Origin of the sequence: Staphylococcus sp. HMSC056G08 (assembly GCF_001812305.1) — a bacterium.
GTDB lineage: Bacteria > Bacillota > Bacilli > Staphylococcales > Staphylococcaceae > Staphylococcus > Staphylococcus simulans.
Map to the genome: position 1 here is coordinate 74,546 of NZ_KV808433.1, position 17,205 is coordinate 91,750.

The following is a 17,205-nucleotide window of genomic DNA, read 5'->3' on the forward strand; positions in this document are numbered from 1 at the left end:
ATTAATCAAACAGGGGGAGCTCCATGAATTTAGATACTGTCATGTCTCATTTAGACACTTTTAATAACTATGGTTTTAATACAGAAACAGGCGGCACAAACCGCATTGCCTTTCGTCACGCTGAACGCTTAGCCGCATTGAAATTCTCAATGTTGTGCCAAGAAGCAGGATTAGATGTCCGCTTCGACTACTTCGGCAACGTCATCGCAAGAAGAGAAGGTAAGCAACCTAACTTACCGCCTGTCATGATTGGATCACATATCGATACCGTAAAAGATGGCGGACGTTACGACGGCTTACTTGGTGTTGTAGCTGCATTACAACTCATGCTGCATTTAAACGAACACCAAATTGAAACAGATCACCCAATTGAAATCGTCGCATTTACAGCAGAAGAATCTGCACGTTTCAACACTGCGACACTCGGCAGTAAATACATTACAGGCAACTTGTCTCAAGACGATATGAAAGAAATTAAAGATAATGAAGGCAAAACTCTATTCCAATTGGTCGACACTTTAAAACAAAGCTTACCTTCAGAACAAGATTTCTATCATCAAGGAGATTTAAAGGCCTTCTTAGAACTGCATATTGAACAAGGACCTATCTTACAAAACAAACACAAAGACATTGGGATTGTGACTCATATCGCAGCACCTCACCGTTTTAAAGTTAAATTAACAGGTGAAACAAGTCATTCCGGATCAACACCTATGCCAATGCGTTATGACGCTTTAACTGCCGCATCAGAAATCATCTTACAAGTTGAAGCCATCGCACAACATTACCATAAAGCAGGTGTCGTTGCGACAGTCGGTCATTTAGATGCCTTCCCTAATATAATGAATGCTATCCCTGGCGATGTAACATTATTGATTGATATTCGAGGTAAAGAATTAGAATCACGTGAACAAGTTGCGACTGAGGTACAACAAGCCATTTCAGAGATTACAAAACGTCGTAATATACAAGCTGAGGTTAAAGACTTGGGACAAGATATGCCTGTGGGTCTGAATGCAGAAATTGCCCAAATTACTAAACAAGTGTGCGAACAACATGACTACAGTTACCGTTTCATGTTCAGCGGTGCCGGTCATGATTCCATGAACATGGCATTAATCTGCCCTACCAGCATGTTGTTCATTCCATGTAAAGACGGTATCAGCCACTCACCTAAAGAGTCTGTTGAACCAGAAGAAATTGAAAAAGGTATTCAAACACTTATAGATACAGTGATTGAAGTGGCAAAAGCAGACGTCAAACTACAATAAATACAACAACGAACCGAATATCAAACACTTAAAACAAACCCGAGAGAAAAATTCATGTTTCCTCTCGGGTTTTATGTATAATAAAATAATAAATAGCAAACAACTTTCCAACTCCATCAGAAGTCAGTCATAATTACATAACTATAAGAGGAGCACACAACATCTATGAATATTGGAAAACAACTCGTCCGCTTAAGTCAATTACACGGTTATAGTTACAAAGCTTTAGCTAAACACTTAAATATAAGTGAATACCAATTAAGACAATGCGAGAATAAGCATGCACCTTTTGATTTCAATCTCACTTTAACTTTAAGTCAATTTTTCAAAGTAAGAACCAGTTATCTAACAGCCGAACATACAGTCTTTTCTAGAACCAATACAGTACAACGCGGACATGTTTCTATAAGCAACTATAACTTTCATACACACACCCAACAATTTTACCAATCCATATATCTAGCGAACTTTGTAGAATTCCAATCAAGATTCGTCAAATCACCTTTTAAACAGATTTTAGACATCACGGCTGAAATAGAGCAGCTTTACGATCAAGCTAATAGCCAAATCGATTTTATTAAAAATGCTGCTGAAAAAGCACGCACATTACTTATAAAAGAACCGTCGAACCTAAGGTTGCTATTCATGTTAGAAAAAGCAGGCTTATGTATATGCGAATCAAATATCAATAACGAAGCGAAACCTTTCAGTTTTTGGTCTGAAAAAGGTATGCCTTATATTGTTCTAAACCACAACAATGATTTTGCGGTAAAAAGCGTGTTTGATGTTGCGCATGAATTAGGTCATTTACTGTTACATAAGCATATTCAATTTGATTTACTCACTTATGAAGAATTTCAAGATATAGAACGTGAAGCAAATATCTTCGCCGCTTCATTCCTATTGCCTGAACAAGCATTTAAGGAAGATCTAAAGAAGGTGTCTAACTTGTCTAATCCAGATGATTACACACCATTAAAACAGAAGTGGTATGTATCTATCAAAGCCATGGGTCAGCGTGCTTATGAGTTAGGATTACTCACATTTGAAGAATATATTGCTTTTTGTCATGCGATTCATGAAAAGAATTATGAAGCGGTTGAACCTTTAGATGATACACTGGCACGCAGACATCCAATTAAAATAACCGCTCATTTAGAATACATGTTTGTAAGAAAACTCATTACACCGCAAAAATTGTTAGATATCCTAAAAGTAGAACCTGAATTTTTAACACAGTTAGCCAATATCAATCAAAGCTTATTTGATAAATTCACTAAAAAAGAACCTAAAGAAATTTTAAAATACGATTTTATAGACACTTCTGATAACCGTTAAAAACCATTGGATATTTTCCATACAAAATAACCAGTACGAGTTCTTCGCACTGGTTATTTTGTATTTACACATTTATAATTTCGAAACCATTTTATCCCTATTAAATGACTTCACAAGTAATAAGAATATAATGATGTCTAAGATAATTAAGACGAAACCTGCGATTAAGATGATTTGATAACCTAACAGCATAATACCTGAAGCTTGAGAAATGATTAAACCGATAATCGGTACAACTAAGAATAACGCAACACTTTGAGCTGACTTCATACTCTTTGCTTTATTCGCAACCATCATCACGAGACATATCGAAAGGAAAGTCATTGATGGTATAATTAACAGAATTAAAGAGAGCCATGCTCCATTAGGAAAAATTAATTGATGGAATTGTTTCCAACCAAATAAATTCACTGTTATACCATAGAGCACAATGGCGCCATATGTGATGACGATGGAAGGTATAAAAGATGCGATAACTTTTCCTAACAACATTTCTTTATCTGATAATGGTGTATACAACAATCCCTCTAACGTTTTGTGTTCTTTTTCTCCCACAAAGCTATAACTCGCAGAAGCATTAGAAATAATGACAGGCATCAAAAGAAAGAGTGGCATTAAGAAATACATCAATACTATATAAATTAAAATATGTTCAGGTGATGCATGAACAGGTAAATTAAGTGTATTTAACTGGTGAATCGATTTTTCAAATTCACTCGGCAAATTAACTAAATCAACTTTCGTACTAAAAATAATCAAGATATTCGGCAGTATGACGCTGAAAAAGACAGCGATGAAAAGCATAGGATATAACGTCGACTTATCATACATCATTTCTAACAATTCTTTTTTAACCAATGCTTTGATACGATGTGTATTCATCTTATAAACCACCTACTTTTTTCTCATAGAGTTCTTGTAACGCATGTTGATATTGTGTAACTTCATAAACCTTTATATTTTCTTTTACTAAAATAGTAATAACTTCAGAAATGTCCTTATATGCATCCACTTTCACAATCAATTGATCATCTCTAACATCATAGAAAGAAACTAGATCAATAGATGCTTGACTTAAAAGACGTTCTGCTTCTTGAACGTCTGACACTTTTAAATGAAATTCATGTCCCGGCCATTCTGTTTGTATCAATTGTGATACTGTCCCTTGCGCAATAAATGTTCCTTTTTTCATAATGAAAATATTATCCGCAATTTTTTCTAAACCTTGAAGTTGGTGCGTACACATTAAAATGGTAGTTCCTTGCTTTTTAGCCATCTGTTTAAGTAATTCAATAAAGCGTTCTGAAGCAATAGGATCCAGCCCTGAAGTTGGTTCATCTAATATTAATAATTTAGGGTTTGTCATCATCGCTCGAATTAACAATACCTTTTGTTTCATTCCTTTACTTAAAGCACCTGCTTTGGCTTGCATATGTGCTTCAATATCAAATACTTTTAATAAATAAGTACTGTTTTGATTAAAATCAATTGTATCTAAACCATACAACTGCGCCCAAAACTTTAAATTTTGAGCAACAGTTAAATTTTCATATAAAGCCCCATCATTTTGGACAGCCATAGCTTGTCGTACTTCATTGAAGTGCGGTTGGTCTAAAGTTTGATTAAATAAGGTGACCGCACCTTTATCCGGTTTCAACAAACCGGTCATCAATTTTATGGTTGTTGTTTTACCGGAACCATTCGGACCAAGTATAGCATGAATTTTTCCTGTTTCTAACTCAAACGAAATATCCTTTATAACTTCCACATCTCCAAAACTTTTAGATAAATGTTCAACTTTCGCAATCATGATGATCTTCCTCTCTTCAAATCAACTTATTGTTATCCGCTACCTCAATACAATAATGCGTTTCACCGCAATTTGGACATGTGAGTTTGCGCGTTTTGAAAGTATGATTAGCGAAAATCATGTGACTTAATTTAGGTTTGAAGACTGTTTGGCAATTTGGACAAACGTAACTGACATTTTGGTAGTAATACGCTGTTAACCCTGCCGCAACAAGCACTCTGAACGGAATGGCTTTCGCCCAAATTTTCCAATCTTTTTTAGTTAGTGCACGTACTAAAGCACTAACTTGATAACTACCAACAGCAATACCAGTTATTAACATATTACGACGAATCTGACTCATTTGGTCCATACGTGATGATAATTGTTCAAAATGATGCGCATTAGCTAGTAAACCTGTGCTGTCATTTCCTACAAGCTCATCTAACTTTTGAAGACGTTCTAATTTTTGTTTCGTTTGAGTTAAAACTTTTTCTAATTCAACTTCTTTCTTTTTCAACAAAACTTTTAATGTCGCTGTATCTTCTGATTCATTTAATATATGATGAATCTCTTGAAGCGAAACGCCCATGCTTTTTAATAAAACAATACTTTCTAATTGTGTTTTATCTGCTTCACTATATACTCTGCGATTATGTTCAACACGACTTGGTTTCAGCAATCCTTTTTGGTCATAATATTGGACTGTTCTGACAGATACTTCACAAGCTTTGGCTAATTCACCTGTTGAATATTCCATTTAAACTTCCTCCTTGCCTCTTTAATTTCTCTACACTCTTAGCTTACGCTATAACGTTGCGTTACTAGCAAGCACTTTATTATTAAATTAGTGTAAAGTCAGACTGCCTTATGTCTTATAAACATTGTCATGACAGCGTTTTGTTCCTTTACATAATTTTAATAGTTTAACACGTCTTTTGTCTTTCAACTTTTAAAGTATAATGCTACACTTTAGACGTATACATATTAAAATAGATATAAGACATTAATTTTCTAACAAGGAAGGTACCTATTATGAAAGTATTGATTACAGGGGGCGCTGGTTTTATCGGTTCGCACATCGCAGAGAAATTTAACAACGAAGGTGGAGAAGTGTTTGTCGTAGATAACCTCTCTACAGGTAAACGAGACAATATTCCTTTTATAGATGAAGATCATTTTTATCAAAATGACGTGAAAGACTTTGAATTACTCGAAGAACTTGTGAAAGTGCATCAATTCGATTACGTCTTTCATTTAGCCGCAATGGTCAGTGTCGTAGAAACTGTGGGCAAACCAGTTGAATCTAATGGGGATAACATTGATTCAACGATTCATTTATTAGAGGCAAATCGCCAACATAATCCGAATTTGAAAAAATTTTTATTTGCTTCATCTGCCGCAATTTATGGTGATTTGCCAGATTTACCAAAATCAACAGATTCCAAAATTAATCCTTTATCACCTTATGCAGTACAAAAATTCGCAAGTGAACAGTATACAAAGATTTATCATTCACTCTATAACTTGCCGACTGTTTCTTTACGTTTCTTCAACGTTTATGGTCCAAGACAAAATCCAGAGTCAGACTACTCAGGGGTATTATCAATTTTAAATCAAAAATTCTTAAACAAAGATGACTTTACTTTCTTTGGTGACGGCAAACAAACACGAGACTTTATTTACATCAAAGATTTACTTCAAGCAATTTGGATTGTGTTAGAAAAAGAAGAAACAAACGGAAAGATTTATAATGCGGGTACTGGAGAAGAAACAGATTTATTAACTGTTTTCAAAGCCTTTTCTGACTATTTCGGTTATGAGGTTCATTATTCATTTGAAGATGAACGTGCAGGTGACATTAAATATTCTCGTTCAGATGTGACACCGTTAAAAACATTAGGTTATCAACCTGAATATCCTGTATCTAAAGGTATTGCGGAGTATCTAGAATATAATAAAAATTAACTTTAAAATTAAAAAAATTCCCAAGCGGCAATCGTTCGCTTGGGAATTTTAGCATTTCAATTCATTAGGGTACTTATAAGAAATCAACTTCTATTCTATATATTACTATGACTTTCTTATTTTAAATATGTACAAATTAAACAAAATTATTAAAGCTTATGCACATATTTGTACATCATTGTTTACCGTATTGCTTAATCAATTGATTCATTAATTCTGTCGCAGTTTCATCTTCAGTCGGTTTAAATAACTCGTCTGGTCTTAAGTTAGGATCTTTGTCATTATGGTCTTTTGGCGCAAACCCTGAAGACAATGTTACTTGTTGACTCGGTTTAAATTGGCATTCGTAAACTTTACCGTCATCTGCGAATAAGTATTTTGTGATGGGTTGATTTAAATCTGCCACATTACGATAACCTTCTATATTAGATAAATCTTTCGCTTTCTCATCAAATCCTGTTACACCTTGGTTAGAGTGATAAAATACCACACCTACTAAATTATGACGTTCAAAAGCTTTAGGGCCTGGTTCATTTTGATTACTGACTTGCAGCTCACCTTTAGGTGTCATCGCATACCAGTCTCCTGTTGAAATTTCCCCTGCCCCAAAATAACGATTAGAAGCTGCTAAACCTTGTTGATTAGCACGTTTGTCTGCCCACTTCATCACTTCTTCTTTTAATTTTGCTTGTTCTTGACTAGATAATTTCTCTTTGTTTATTTTAATGTCTTTAGAACTTGAGGCTGGTTGATTTTGTTGTGTATGTGCTTCAGCGTTACTTGTCTTTTTCTCTTGTTGATCGCTGCATCCTGTTAATAATAAGCTCAAGCTTGCGACTGCCGCAGTATATGTTAAAAATTTCTTCATTTTGTTGCCTCCTATGTATAAAGGTATAGGACTCGTATGATTTACGAGTCCCTACCTGAGTCAAATGACTTAATTAAAGTTATCAACAGTTATTATTTTTTGTCAGTTTTTGAAATACCGAATTGGTCGATTAACTTAACTGTTCTTTGTTCGCCTTTACTGATGTCACCATTTAATTGATAGATTTTCACAATCAATTTGTCGCCTTTCACTTCATAAACCGAGAAGTTTTGAGCTGATGAGTCACGGTTATTTTCGTGGCTATCGTTAAACGCATCTGTTTTTTGAGGTTGTTCGCCTACTGCGAATAAGTTGTTGTATTCTTGACGTTGTGCTTCAGTTAACCAGCTCAATTTCGGACGAATTTTCTTGATATGTTCTAATGGTTTGCTGTAGATATCATCATAAGCTTTTGTACCACCTGTGTTTGGCAACACGTAAACTGAACCTTTTGGATTGTCGTAATATGTGACTCCGTCTTCACCTTTAACTTGTTTTGCATCTTCAATTTTAGCGTTTACGAAGCTATTTTTTGTTGAAGTATGTTGTAACATTTTAGTTCTAGCGAGTACGTGGTCATGTCCTTGTAATACTAAATCCACATCTAAATCATCGATTTCTTTCGTTAATTCTTCACGTAATTTCTTAATATCTTCATCTTCTAAGGCATGGTAAGACTTAGAGTACATTGGTTTATGCAAGTTTAAGATAACCCATTTTGAGCCGTTTTCACGTGCTTTTTTGATATCTTGTTTAATCCATTCCATTTGTTTTTTACCAATGGCTTTACCTTCTGGATTATCTTCACCTTTTTTGTTGTCATTTGTATTTGCGACAACCATGTGTGCACCGTTGTAGTCAAATGAGTAGTATGAACCACCGTTGACTGCGTTATTCGCCTTAGGTACGTTCACGTGACGGTTGAAACGATCTAATAACTTTTTATTCTTCTCATCGAATGCATATTCATCATGGTTACCTGCTGCTGCCGCAACTGGTAAAGACATGAATGATGGACGAGATTGGTCATAAATGTCATTCCACTCATCTTCAACTTGTGAGTTCTCTACAAAGTCACCTGTATGCAATGCGAAGTTTGGATTACCTGCTGTTTTAATTGCTTCAGCAATTGTGTTTGCACCGAATTTCGCTTCGTTACGTACGTGTTCGTTCCAGTAAGCATTTTGTGTATCCGTATATTGTACGAATTTGAATGGATCCCCTGCGTTACCAGATGTTCTGAACGTACCGACTTGGCTTTGTTTGCCTTTTTTGCTACCAACTTTGTAGTAGTATGTTGTATTTGGTTTTAAACCTGTTGCTTGTGCTTTATAGTTATATTCTTTCACGTTCATTAAAGATGCTTTACCGTGTTGGTCACCGCTTGTCCATTCTGGACCGCCTGCACCTTTATCTGTGTAATAACCTTTAATTTTTGGTTTGCCATTTTCATCTTTGACTGGCTCACCATTATCATCTTTCTCCACATCAGCGAAAATGAAGTGGCCTGAATGATCTCTTTCTATGTATTGAGAGTCCACTTGTTCTGCTTTAGCTGTGAATGTTTTCGCGTCTTTCATATTCTTTGAAGTTGAGACCCAAACTTGTGGTGCTTCAGCTTTATCTGTTGTAAACCAGTTGAAGCCCATTTCTGTTTTAGTATCACCATTAAAGTTTGTCATAATACGGTTTGGACTGTTTTTCTTTTTAACAGGTGCTACTTTTGGTTTCTTATTTAATAATTTAATACCTTGTTGTTGATGTGCTTGTTGCGCTTGCGGTGCTGCTTGTGGCGCTGGTTGGCCGCTGGCATCTGCTTGTGCTGCCCCTGTTGATAATAAGAGCATTAAACTTGCCATACTTCCTGCTACAATCTTAGTCATCTTGATATTCTTCAATGCGCTACCTCCAAAATAGGTTGAAATTTAAAGGAAGTCCCAAAATTAAAAGACACCGTGATATCTGTCTTCAATAGACCTTTACTTCCTCTCAACACAAATTGTAGCAAGCAATCTTTAAGCTATTATTAAGTTGGTGTTTGGTTTGTAAATTCTATTTAAACAAAAGTATAAACAATAACTAAAACAACTATACATGGGTATACTGTATGTGATTTTTATAATGAAACACATTATTATACGACGTTATATATCTAATTGTAGACATCAAAAAACACAAATAAAAAAAGCACCCGTTTTAAATACGAGTGCCTCTAACTATAAATTAATAGTTATGAACTTGACCGTTTTTAATTGTTGTTTTGACATGCATGTCTTGATCTAATAAGACTAAGTCTGCATCTTTGCCTTCTTTAATGCTGCCTTTATGAGCGTCTATACCTAACGCAATGGCTTGATTTAGGCTTGTTACACGCCACATTTCTTCGAGTGATGCACCGGTAAATGTAAGCATATTGCGTAAGCCGTCATTCATTTTTAAGATACTGCCAGCTAAAGCACCTGATTCTAATCGCGCTTCTGAGCCTTTGACAATAACGTTTTGTCCGCCTAAATCATACTCACCATCTGACATACCTTTTGCGCGCATCGCATCTGTGATTAAGTAGAATCGTTTATTGCCTTTCATTGTATAAGCAATTTTAACTGATGCTGGATGTGAATGAATACCATCTGCGATTAGTTCTGTATGGATACCGTCGTTGGTCCATGCCGCACCAAATTGTCCAGGCGCACGATGTTCAAATGGTGTTCCTGCATTATAAAGATGTGTGACATGTTTTGCGCCATGTTCTACTGCTTCATTCACTTCATCAAATGTCGCAACAGTATGACCCATAGAAAAGATAATTTGGTCGGATAATTTTTCTAGAACTTCTTTTGCACCTTCTACTTCTGGGGCAAAGGTAATCACTTTAATATTTCCGTCAGCTTTCTCTTGGAAGTGTTCAATCGCATCTACTGAAGGACGTTGTACATATTTAGGGTTTTGGGCGCCTACTTTATGTTCTGAAATAAACGGACCTTCTAAATGAACTCCTGCAATTTCAGCCGCATTTTCTTTATCTTGAACTGCTTTATATTCCACAATATTTTCTAAAGCACGATCGATGTTTTCCACTGATTGTGTCATTGTTGTCGCAAGGAAAGATGTAGTACCTTCAGAAAGCAACGATTCAGCTAAATGTTTCAATCCGTCAAATGAAGCATCCATCGCATCTTGTCCGTACCCACCATGAATATGAATATCAATAAACCCAGGTAAAACATATTGTCCTTGTGCATCCACTACTTCTAGATTTCCTTGATAATCACCTTGACTAACCTCTGAAATTTTACCATCAGAAATTTTCACATAACCTTTATCTAAGACACCTGTTTCTGTATAAACTTTACCGTTTGTCACTACATATTCAGTCATTTTCTAACCTTCTTTATTCATAATATATACCATTGGTATTTTAACACATAACAGCGCCCCCAAACTTGAAAATTAATTTCATAACAAAACATCAAAAAAGCAGAAGCCCTTTAGACTTCTGCCGTATCACTCAATGTATATAAAGTACTGTAGTAAAGAATTAAAGTGTCTGTACTTGTCAACTGTATATACTATAGAAACCTTGTATCACATTTCATTATTGTATATTACGTATCAGATTTTTAATTTCAATTAAACTTTTATCTAGATTATTAATTTTGTTCTCTAAGCGTTCAAAATTTCTATCTTCAGATTTTCTGAGATACTTCAAGTCTATACTCATTAAACCTTGATCCAGTCTCATCTCTATCAACATATTTTGTAAGCTTCTTATTTGTTCATTTAAAAATTGTATATTTTCATTCATAATTTCATACCCTCTCTCATATTAATAACTAAGATTTTATGATTACTCTCAATATTGCTAAATGAAAAACATTTAATTTTCATCAACTTAAAATCATTAATATGAAACCTGGCTAAGACGGCTGAACCCCAGCAAAATAAGGCATACGATGTAGATATTTTAAAGATTTTTTCATAGTTGATACCGCCCTTCCTTATATTTAAACACTGAAGCACTCACTAGTTCCCCTAGATATTTATTAATATAATTATACTACGGTTCAATTCTTAATTCCATATACAACTTGAATTTTAATTTTACTATTTAGGTAAAATTATTGTCATCTTTTTTTACGAAATTGAATCAAACTAGGTAAATAAAAACAAAAACACAATCTCCCTAATCCGTGCGACTCATTTCACACTTTTAAAGAGATTGTATTTAAAGTCTATCTAATATGACTTCTCACAAAACTTCCTGTTGATCCATTTAACGCTTCTCCGCCTGCCATTTCAACTTTGGCGTAATTATAAGGTGATGTACCCCAGAGGTTATAGCCGTATGTGCGTAATCCATAGATACGATAATTACCATCAACCATGACTGATCCTGAAGCACCTGCACGAAATTTATCTTTGGTTTGTAGTTCTGTTCCGTTTGAAGATTTTTGTATGAATTTTAATTTACTCCAGTAGGATTTTGTATTATCTCCATTTTGCCATGGATAACCTACTGAATAGAGATTGCGATTATAAGTTAAGTTGTTAATTTGAGTATTCGACGCAAGAGGTAATGCTTGTGTGTAGTTCGTCAGTTTTTCTTTGGTATAGACTAATGCGACATCGGCTTGAGGTACTTTAACCACTTTCGTTGCGTGGAAAGTATAAGTTTTTGCCTTACCATCGCGATTTAAATCAAACGTAATATATTTAGGATTAGCTGCCGCACCTTTGGCATCATCTATCACGTGTGCATTGGTAATTAATGTATAAGGTCCTATAACAGTCCCTGTCCCCATACTGTCTTTACCTCTACCTTTCCAACCATCTTTATTACTAATACGTCCTACTGCTTTATATTTTCCTTTGTATGCATTTGCGATGTGTTTAATTTGTACATCATTATTAGAAATTCGCTTTGTTTTAGGATAAGCTTTAGACGCATTATAATCCGTCATCCCATTATAATAATAGCTACCTGCTGCTAACGTTTCTGTATTTGTTAAAGTTAAACTAGCCACAACCGCAAGTGATACAACTGCACTTTTGAATATATGTTTCATGTATATCCCCTTATGTTTTTTCTCATTGTATCACACATATTGACAGCTCTATTTGCTTGTTTCAATAGTCTTACTTGTAAGCAGTAAAAACCTACAATGAAAGCGATTCGCTATTGCAATTTTAATGCAAGTGATTTATGATGTGTTTGTATATAGAAGGAAGTTATATTTCAAGAATGAAAAGTCAGTCCAATACGTTAACGCCTCGCTACACGATTAGTTAAAGTATTGAATATGATGACTTCCTGAAATACTATGAATCAAATAATTTCAATAAGTCCACTGGAAGTGCCTGTTCCTACAGGCTGAGATCCTTATGTATGATAAGGAAATTCTTGGAACCTGATCTAGTTTATACTAGCGTAGGAAAGTGGCGTATTGTACGTTTAATGCGCTATTTTCTTATATGGAAATAGCGTTTTTTTATTTCGCTTTTCTTGCGACTTATTGATTAAAGAAGGTGAATCCATCGTGTGGGTCGCGATAACGCCATATGAACTCACAAAAACAACCATAGCTCAATATGTTGAAATAGCGCCTGTGATTGACTGTTTAATTGTACGTACTGACCAAGCAACTCAAGCTACGGATATTCAACGCTTACTAGATGCTGGATTTCCTAAAGCTAAAATCACTGCGCATTCCAATATAAAACTATTTGAAAATTTTGATTTAAAGCGTATTCATTTTAAAGAGATGGACGAGCGTGCCTTTGAATTCAAAAACAAGTATCCAGATGTATGTGTCAGCATGTCTACACATCATAAAGATACAATTCAATCCGCTAAAAATCATCACTTAGATTTTGTGTTATTCGGTCATCTTTTCGAGACCGGTTCTAAACCAGGTTTACCGCCACGTACGCCATCTGAAATATCAGATGCCTTACAAGTAGATATGCCTACCATCGCACTTGGCGGTATTAACGAAAATACCTTATCACAAGTGCCGCATGGTTTTAGTGGTATCGCAGCCATTTCTTTCTTCTTACAACATGATATACAAACACTTCGCACCCTCAAGGAAGGTGAACATTATGTATGATTTAGCCATTATCGGAGCAGGCGTCATCGGAATGTCTATCGCAAGACATTTAAAAGACAGTGGTTTATCTATCGCATTAATCGACCGTGATATCGAAGGCAAACATGCCTCTTATAAAGCAGGCGGTATGTTAGGTGCACAAAATGAATTTAAAGAGGACAGCCCCCTCTTTCGTTTAGCGCTTACATCCCGTGCTAAGTTCAACGCCTTAAGTACAGACTTGTTTTCAGAAACAGGTATTGATATTCAGTACCAACAAAATGGCCTGATTAAGTTAGCCACTCAAACAGAAGATGTCCCATCATTGAAACAACAATATGCATTTCTTCATTCACATGATGAGGATGTTCAAGATTTATCAGATACTGATTTAGCATTACTGACCAATCATTTAGTTAAAGGTACAGAAGCCATGATGTTTGTGCCGCACGACCATCAAATCAATGCCAATCATTATACTAAGGCGCTTCATGCTTCACTCGAAAGCGCACCAAATATTGATCGCTTCTCACACACGAACGTAACCGCAATTCATCGTGTTGGTGAAGGTTATGATATTGAGGCAGAGCGTAACGGACGTCGCACTTTAACAAAAGCACATAAAGTAATTGAAGCCACAGGTGCTTGGGCTGGCAATGTCTCAGAACAACCAGACATTCAAGAAGCAGTCAGCGGTGTTAAAGGCGAAGTCTTGCTCGTTGAAAATGAAGACTTAGATTTAAAACAAACGTTATTTATGACTAATGGATGCTATATCGTACCTAAACCCCCGCATCGTTTCTTAATCGGCGCAACTAGCTATTTCGATGATTACTCTGTCGGTGTATCTGAACAAGGTAAAACATGGTTATTAGAAGAAGCGATTAAACGTGTGCCTAAACTTGCGGGAAGCAAAGAACTCAAATACTGGTCAGGTATTCGTCCATGGACTAAAGAAGAACAGCCAATTATGGATGAAGTACAAGAAGGATTATGGATTATAACTGGCCATTATCGTAATGGTATTTTATTATCACCTGTTATCGGTGAATTAATGGCCGAATGGGTTGCGACTGGACATCGTCCACAAGCACTCGAACCCTTTCAATTTGAATTAAGGAGGGAAAAACATGAAGTGCATCATTAATGGTGATCCGTTCACATTCGATACTGAAGTCACAATTCAAGATATTTTAGATCATTTAGAACTCGACAAAAAACGTGTCATCGCAGAACATAACCAAAACTTAATACAACGTGAAGACTTCGCAAACCAAATCGTACGCGAAGATGATCGTTTAGAACTATTAGAATTTGTTGGAGGCGGATAATATGTTAAAAATTGGACCTTATGAAATGGAATCAAGATTATTACTCGGTACAGGAAAATTTGAAAATGAAGATGTACAAACGAAAGCTATCGAAGCTTCAGGTACAAACGTACTGACATTTGCGGTACGTCGTATGAATCTATATGACAAAAACTTACCGAACCCCCTTGCGAACGTTAACTTAAAAGACTTTGTTACGTTCCCTAATACAGCTGGTGCGAAAACAGTTGAAGAAGCTGTTCGTATCGCAGAAATCGCAAAACACGCAGGTGTTTGCGACATGATTAAAGTCGAAATTATCGGTGACGATGAAACATTACTACCTGATCCGATTGCGACGTATGAAACATGTAAAATTTTATTAGAACGTGGCTACATTGTATGTCCTTATATCTCTGAAGACCCAGTATTAGCCAAACGTTTAGAAGAATTAGGTGTTCATGCGGTAATGCCTTTAGCTTCACCTATAGGTACAGGCCGTGGTATCAACAACCCATTAAACCTAAGCTATATTATTAAGAATTCAAATGTACCGATTATCGTTGATGCAGGTATTGGTTCAGCGAAAGATGCGGCACAAGCGATGGAACTTGGCGCAGATGGTATCTTATTAAACTCTGCTGTATCACGTGCCAAAGATCCAGTAAAAATGGCAGAAGCAATGAAACTTGGTGTTGAAGCAGGGCGTTTAAGTTATGAAGCTGGCCGTATCCCAATTAAATATACTGCACAAGCATCAAGCCCTACCGAAGGTTTAGGATTCTTATAATGCCTACACCGTCAGAAACACCAGATTTCAACGAACGCTATAGCCGCCAAACACGCTTTGCGCCTTTTGGCGCACAAGGTCAACACAACCTTGAACACACACATGTATTAGTCATGGGTGCGGGTGCCCTTGGCAGTCATATAGCTGAACAACTTGTGCGTATGGGTGTCGGCAAATTAACCATCGTCGATATGGATATTGTTGAATTAACCAACCTTCATCGCCAAGCACTTTATGATGAAACAGATGTCACAGAAATGCGTCCGAAAGTCTATGCATTAGCAGATAAACTAAAAGTTATTAACTCTAATGTAGAAGTAGATCCTATCTATGAAGAAATCACTTCAACAAATATTGAAACGATGATTCAAGATATTAATCCAGATATTTTATTAGATGGAATGGACCATTTTGCGATTCGCTTCTTATTTAATGAAGTTTGTCATAAATTAAATTTACCTTGGATTTATGGTGCAGCTGTTGGAGGTAAAGGTTCTGTCTATGCGATTGATTATACAGGTCCTTGTTTACGTTGTTTTATGGAAGAAACACCTGAAACTGCAGAAAGTTGTGCAATTAATGGTGTGATACCACCTGTCATTATGCAGGTCGTGAGTTATCAGATTGCGGAGTTGATGCGCTATGTATCAGGCACAGGCTTCTCTGGCAAACTCATTACGGTGTCACCCTTTGAAGTCAAACAACAATCTATGGATGTCAGCCGCTTCAAAAACCCTAATTGCACAGTCTGTGCACAAGGTAATTACGAATATCTAGGTAAACGTCAATCAAACGTCATCGAAGGCAGTTGCGGAGATACATTCGTCTTCCGCTTCAAACCTGATCACTTTGACAACGCCGACTTATTCCCAGGTCAAATTCTTAAAGCGAATCCTTACGTCAAACTTTTAAATGTAGACGGTTATGAAGCCACACTCTTTAAAGATGGCCGCATGAATGTTCATCATATTGAAGATGAAAACACTGCAGAAACACTCTATCGCACTTTATTAAAAGCAGTAAAATAACAATGAAACCACACAATAGAAGTGTACACCTAAAACGCGTGTACACTTCTTTTTTACTGAATAAGGCGTTCAGTTATTAAGAAACTTTAATTATTTAATCTCAATATTACTTCTAACTTACAAACAAGTTCTTTCATTTATTCAAAGCACTTTGCGATAATATTGTTAAATAAGCAAAAATGATTTGAGTTCACTTAACTTATAGAATACAATAATACTGTATAATTATTAATTTAAGGGATGAGGATATGGAAAGAGAGAAACGTCTTGATTTAATTAAATTATTACTAAAGAATAACAAGATTTCTACAGTACGTGAGTTAGCTGAAATCATGGAAGAGCAATACAATTTAATTTTCAGTATGACCACAGTCGCAAAAGATTTACAACATTTAAGAGTGACGAAAGTTCCGAATGGCTCAGCCCCTTCTTATTATGTATTACCAGAAAAAAATGAAGCAAACAGCTTTCGTGAAGCTTTCAAGAAATATCGCGATGATAGTATCAACTCTATTATCGTTAAAGACAGCTATATCCTAATTAAAACAGAACCAGGATTTGCCCGTACCATCAATTACTGTATCGACCAAATGCAACTGCCGCATGTTTTGGGTACAGTCAGTGGTAATGATGTTATTATGATGTTAATGAAATCAAATGAAGAAGCAGAATATGTGAAATACTTATTATTGAAGCCTTGATGAGCTAAATAAAGATAAATAAAGGCTCTATACTATTTAGGACTGGTGATAAT

17 protein-coding genes and 1 riboswitch are annotated in these 17,205 nt (G+C 35.8%); of the genes, 9 read left to right on the top strand and 8 right to left on the bottom strand.

The genetic code is table 11. From position 1 onward, the window contains the following. Positions 1-23 precede the first annotated feature (23 nt). The gene (locus HMPREF2846_RS01445; protein ID WP_002479906.1) at positions 24-1,271 is read left to right on the top strand and encodes a Zn-dependent hydrolase; all 1,248 of its coding nucleotides are present in this window, start codon (positions 24-26) and stop codon (positions 1,269-1,271) included. Positions 1,272-1,436: 165 nt separating this feature from the next. Beyond that, positions 1,437-2,609 (top strand): ImmA/IrrE family metallo-endopeptidase, encoded by a 1,173-nt coding sequence (locus HMPREF2846_RS01450; protein ID WP_070625358.1) that lies wholly within the window; start codon positions 1,437-1,439, stop codon positions 2,607-2,609. A gap of 72 nt (positions 2,610-2,681) precedes the next feature. Here the strand turns inward: HMPREF2846_RS01450 and HMPREF2846_RS01455 are convergent, their stop codons facing one another. The 3 genes from HMPREF2846_RS01455 to HMPREF2846_RS01465 are packed head-to-tail and all read right to left on the bottom strand — an operon-like array spanning position 2,682 to position 5,158. Further along, a complete protein-coding gene (locus HMPREF2846_RS01455) occupies positions 2,682-3,491 on the bottom strand; it encodes an ABC transporter permease subunit (RefSeq protein ID WP_023015529.1) in 810 nt (269 codons plus the stop codon). Between the two features lies 1 nt (position 3,492). Further along, positions 3,493-4,419 (bottom strand): ABC transporter ATP-binding protein, encoded by a 927-nt coding sequence (locus tag HMPREF2846_RS01460; protein WP_070625360.1) that lies wholly within the window; start codon positions 4,417-4,419, stop codon positions 3,493-3,495. Between the two features lie 16 nt (positions 4,420-4,435). Beyond that, positions 4,436-5,158, bottom strand: a complete 723-nt coding sequence (locus HMPREF2846_RS01465; RefSeq protein WP_070625362.1) for a MerR family transcriptional regulator — start codon at positions 5,156-5,158, stop codon at positions 4,436-4,438. A gap of 275 nt (positions 5,159-5,433) precedes the next feature. Here HMPREF2846_RS01465 and HMPREF2846_RS01470 point away from each other — a divergent pair, with 275 nt between their 5' ends. Next, on the top strand, positions 5,434-6,366 hold the full coding sequence (locus HMPREF2846_RS01470; RefSeq protein ID WP_070625364.1) for an NAD-dependent epimerase/dehydratase family protein: 933 nt from the start codon (positions 5,434-5,436) through the stop codon (positions 6,364-6,366). Between the two features lie 175 nt (positions 6,367-6,541). On the opposite strand, the gene HMPREF2846_RS01475 is transcribed toward HMPREF2846_RS01470, so the two are convergent. From HMPREF2846_RS01475 to HMPREF2846_RS01500, 5 genes are all read right to left on the bottom strand, one after another. Further along, a complete protein-coding gene (locus tag HMPREF2846_RS01475; protein ID WP_070625366.1) occupies positions 6,542-7,234 on the bottom strand; it encodes a hypothetical protein in 693 nt (230 codons plus the stop codon). A gap of 92 nt (positions 7,235-7,326) precedes the next feature. Beyond that, positions 7,327-9,117 (bottom strand): purple acid phosphatase family protein, encoded by a 1,791-nt coding sequence (locus HMPREF2846_RS01480; protein ID WP_070625376.1) that lies wholly within the window; start codon positions 9,115-9,117, stop codon positions 7,327-7,329. 340 nt (positions 9,118-9,457) lie between these two features. Continuing rightward, on the bottom strand, positions 9,458-10,612 hold the full coding sequence (nagA, locus tag HMPREF2846_RS01485; RefSeq protein WP_070625367.1) for an N-acetylglucosamine-6-phosphate deacetylase: 1,155 nt from the start codon (positions 10,610-10,612) through the stop codon (positions 9,458-9,460). A 217-nt stretch (positions 10,613-10,829) separates the two neighbouring features. Continuing rightward, entirely contained in the window at positions 10,830-11,039 is a 210-nt protein-coding gene (locus tag HMPREF2846_RS01490; RefSeq protein ID WP_061055214.1) for a hypothetical protein, read from the bottom strand. A gap of 427 nt (positions 11,040-11,466) precedes the next feature. Next, positions 11,467-12,300: a trypsin-like serine peptidase gene (locus HMPREF2846_RS01500; protein WP_070625368.1), complete on the bottom strand. Its 834-nt coding sequence runs from the start codon at positions 12,298-12,300 to the stop codon at positions 11,467-11,469. Between the two features lie 274 nt (positions 12,301-12,574). After that, positions 12,575-12,686, top strand: a riboswitch (TPP riboswitch). Positions 12,687-12,771: 85 nt separating this feature from the next. Here HMPREF2846_RS01500 and HMPREF2846_RS01505 point away from each other — a divergent pair. From HMPREF2846_RS01505 to HMPREF2846_RS01530, 6 genes are all read left to right on the top strand, one after another. After that, positions 12,772-13,344, top strand: coding sequence for a thiamine phosphate synthase (locus tag HMPREF2846_RS01505; RefSeq protein WP_070625369.1), 573 nt, complete (start codon positions 12,772-12,774; stop codon positions 13,342-13,344). Continuing rightward, complete coding sequence (locus tag HMPREF2846_RS01510; protein WP_070625370.1) at positions 13,337-14,470, top strand: NAD(P)/FAD-dependent oxidoreductase; 1,134 nt, start codon at positions 13,337-13,339, stop codon at positions 14,468-14,470. The genes HMPREF2846_RS01505 and HMPREF2846_RS01510 overlap by 8 nt, the downstream gene beginning before the upstream one ends. Then, positions 14,454-14,654, top strand: a complete 201-nt coding sequence (gene thiS / locus HMPREF2846_RS01515; protein ID WP_002479920.1) for a sulfur carrier protein ThiS — start codon at positions 14,454-14,456, stop codon at positions 14,652-14,654. The genes HMPREF2846_RS01510 and thiS overlap by 17 nt, the downstream gene beginning before the upstream one ends. 1 nt (position 14,655) lies before the next feature. Then, positions 14,656-15,423, top strand: coding sequence for a thiazole synthase (locus HMPREF2846_RS01520; protein WP_002479921.1), 768 nt, complete (start codon positions 14,656-14,658; stop codon positions 15,421-15,423). Next, complete coding sequence (locus HMPREF2846_RS01525; RefSeq protein WP_070625371.1) at positions 15,423-16,451, top strand: ThiF family adenylyltransferase; 1,029 nt, start codon at positions 15,423-15,425, stop codon at positions 16,449-16,451. Before HMPREF2846_RS01520 ends, HMPREF2846_RS01525 begins: the two co-directional genes overlap by 1 nt. 248 nt (positions 16,452-16,699) lie before the next feature. Beyond that, on the top strand, positions 16,700-17,152 hold the full coding sequence (locus HMPREF2846_RS01530; protein ID WP_002479923.1) for an arginine repressor: 453 nt from the start codon (positions 16,700-16,702) through the stop codon (positions 17,150-17,152). Positions 17,153-17,205: the final 53 nt, after the last annotated feature.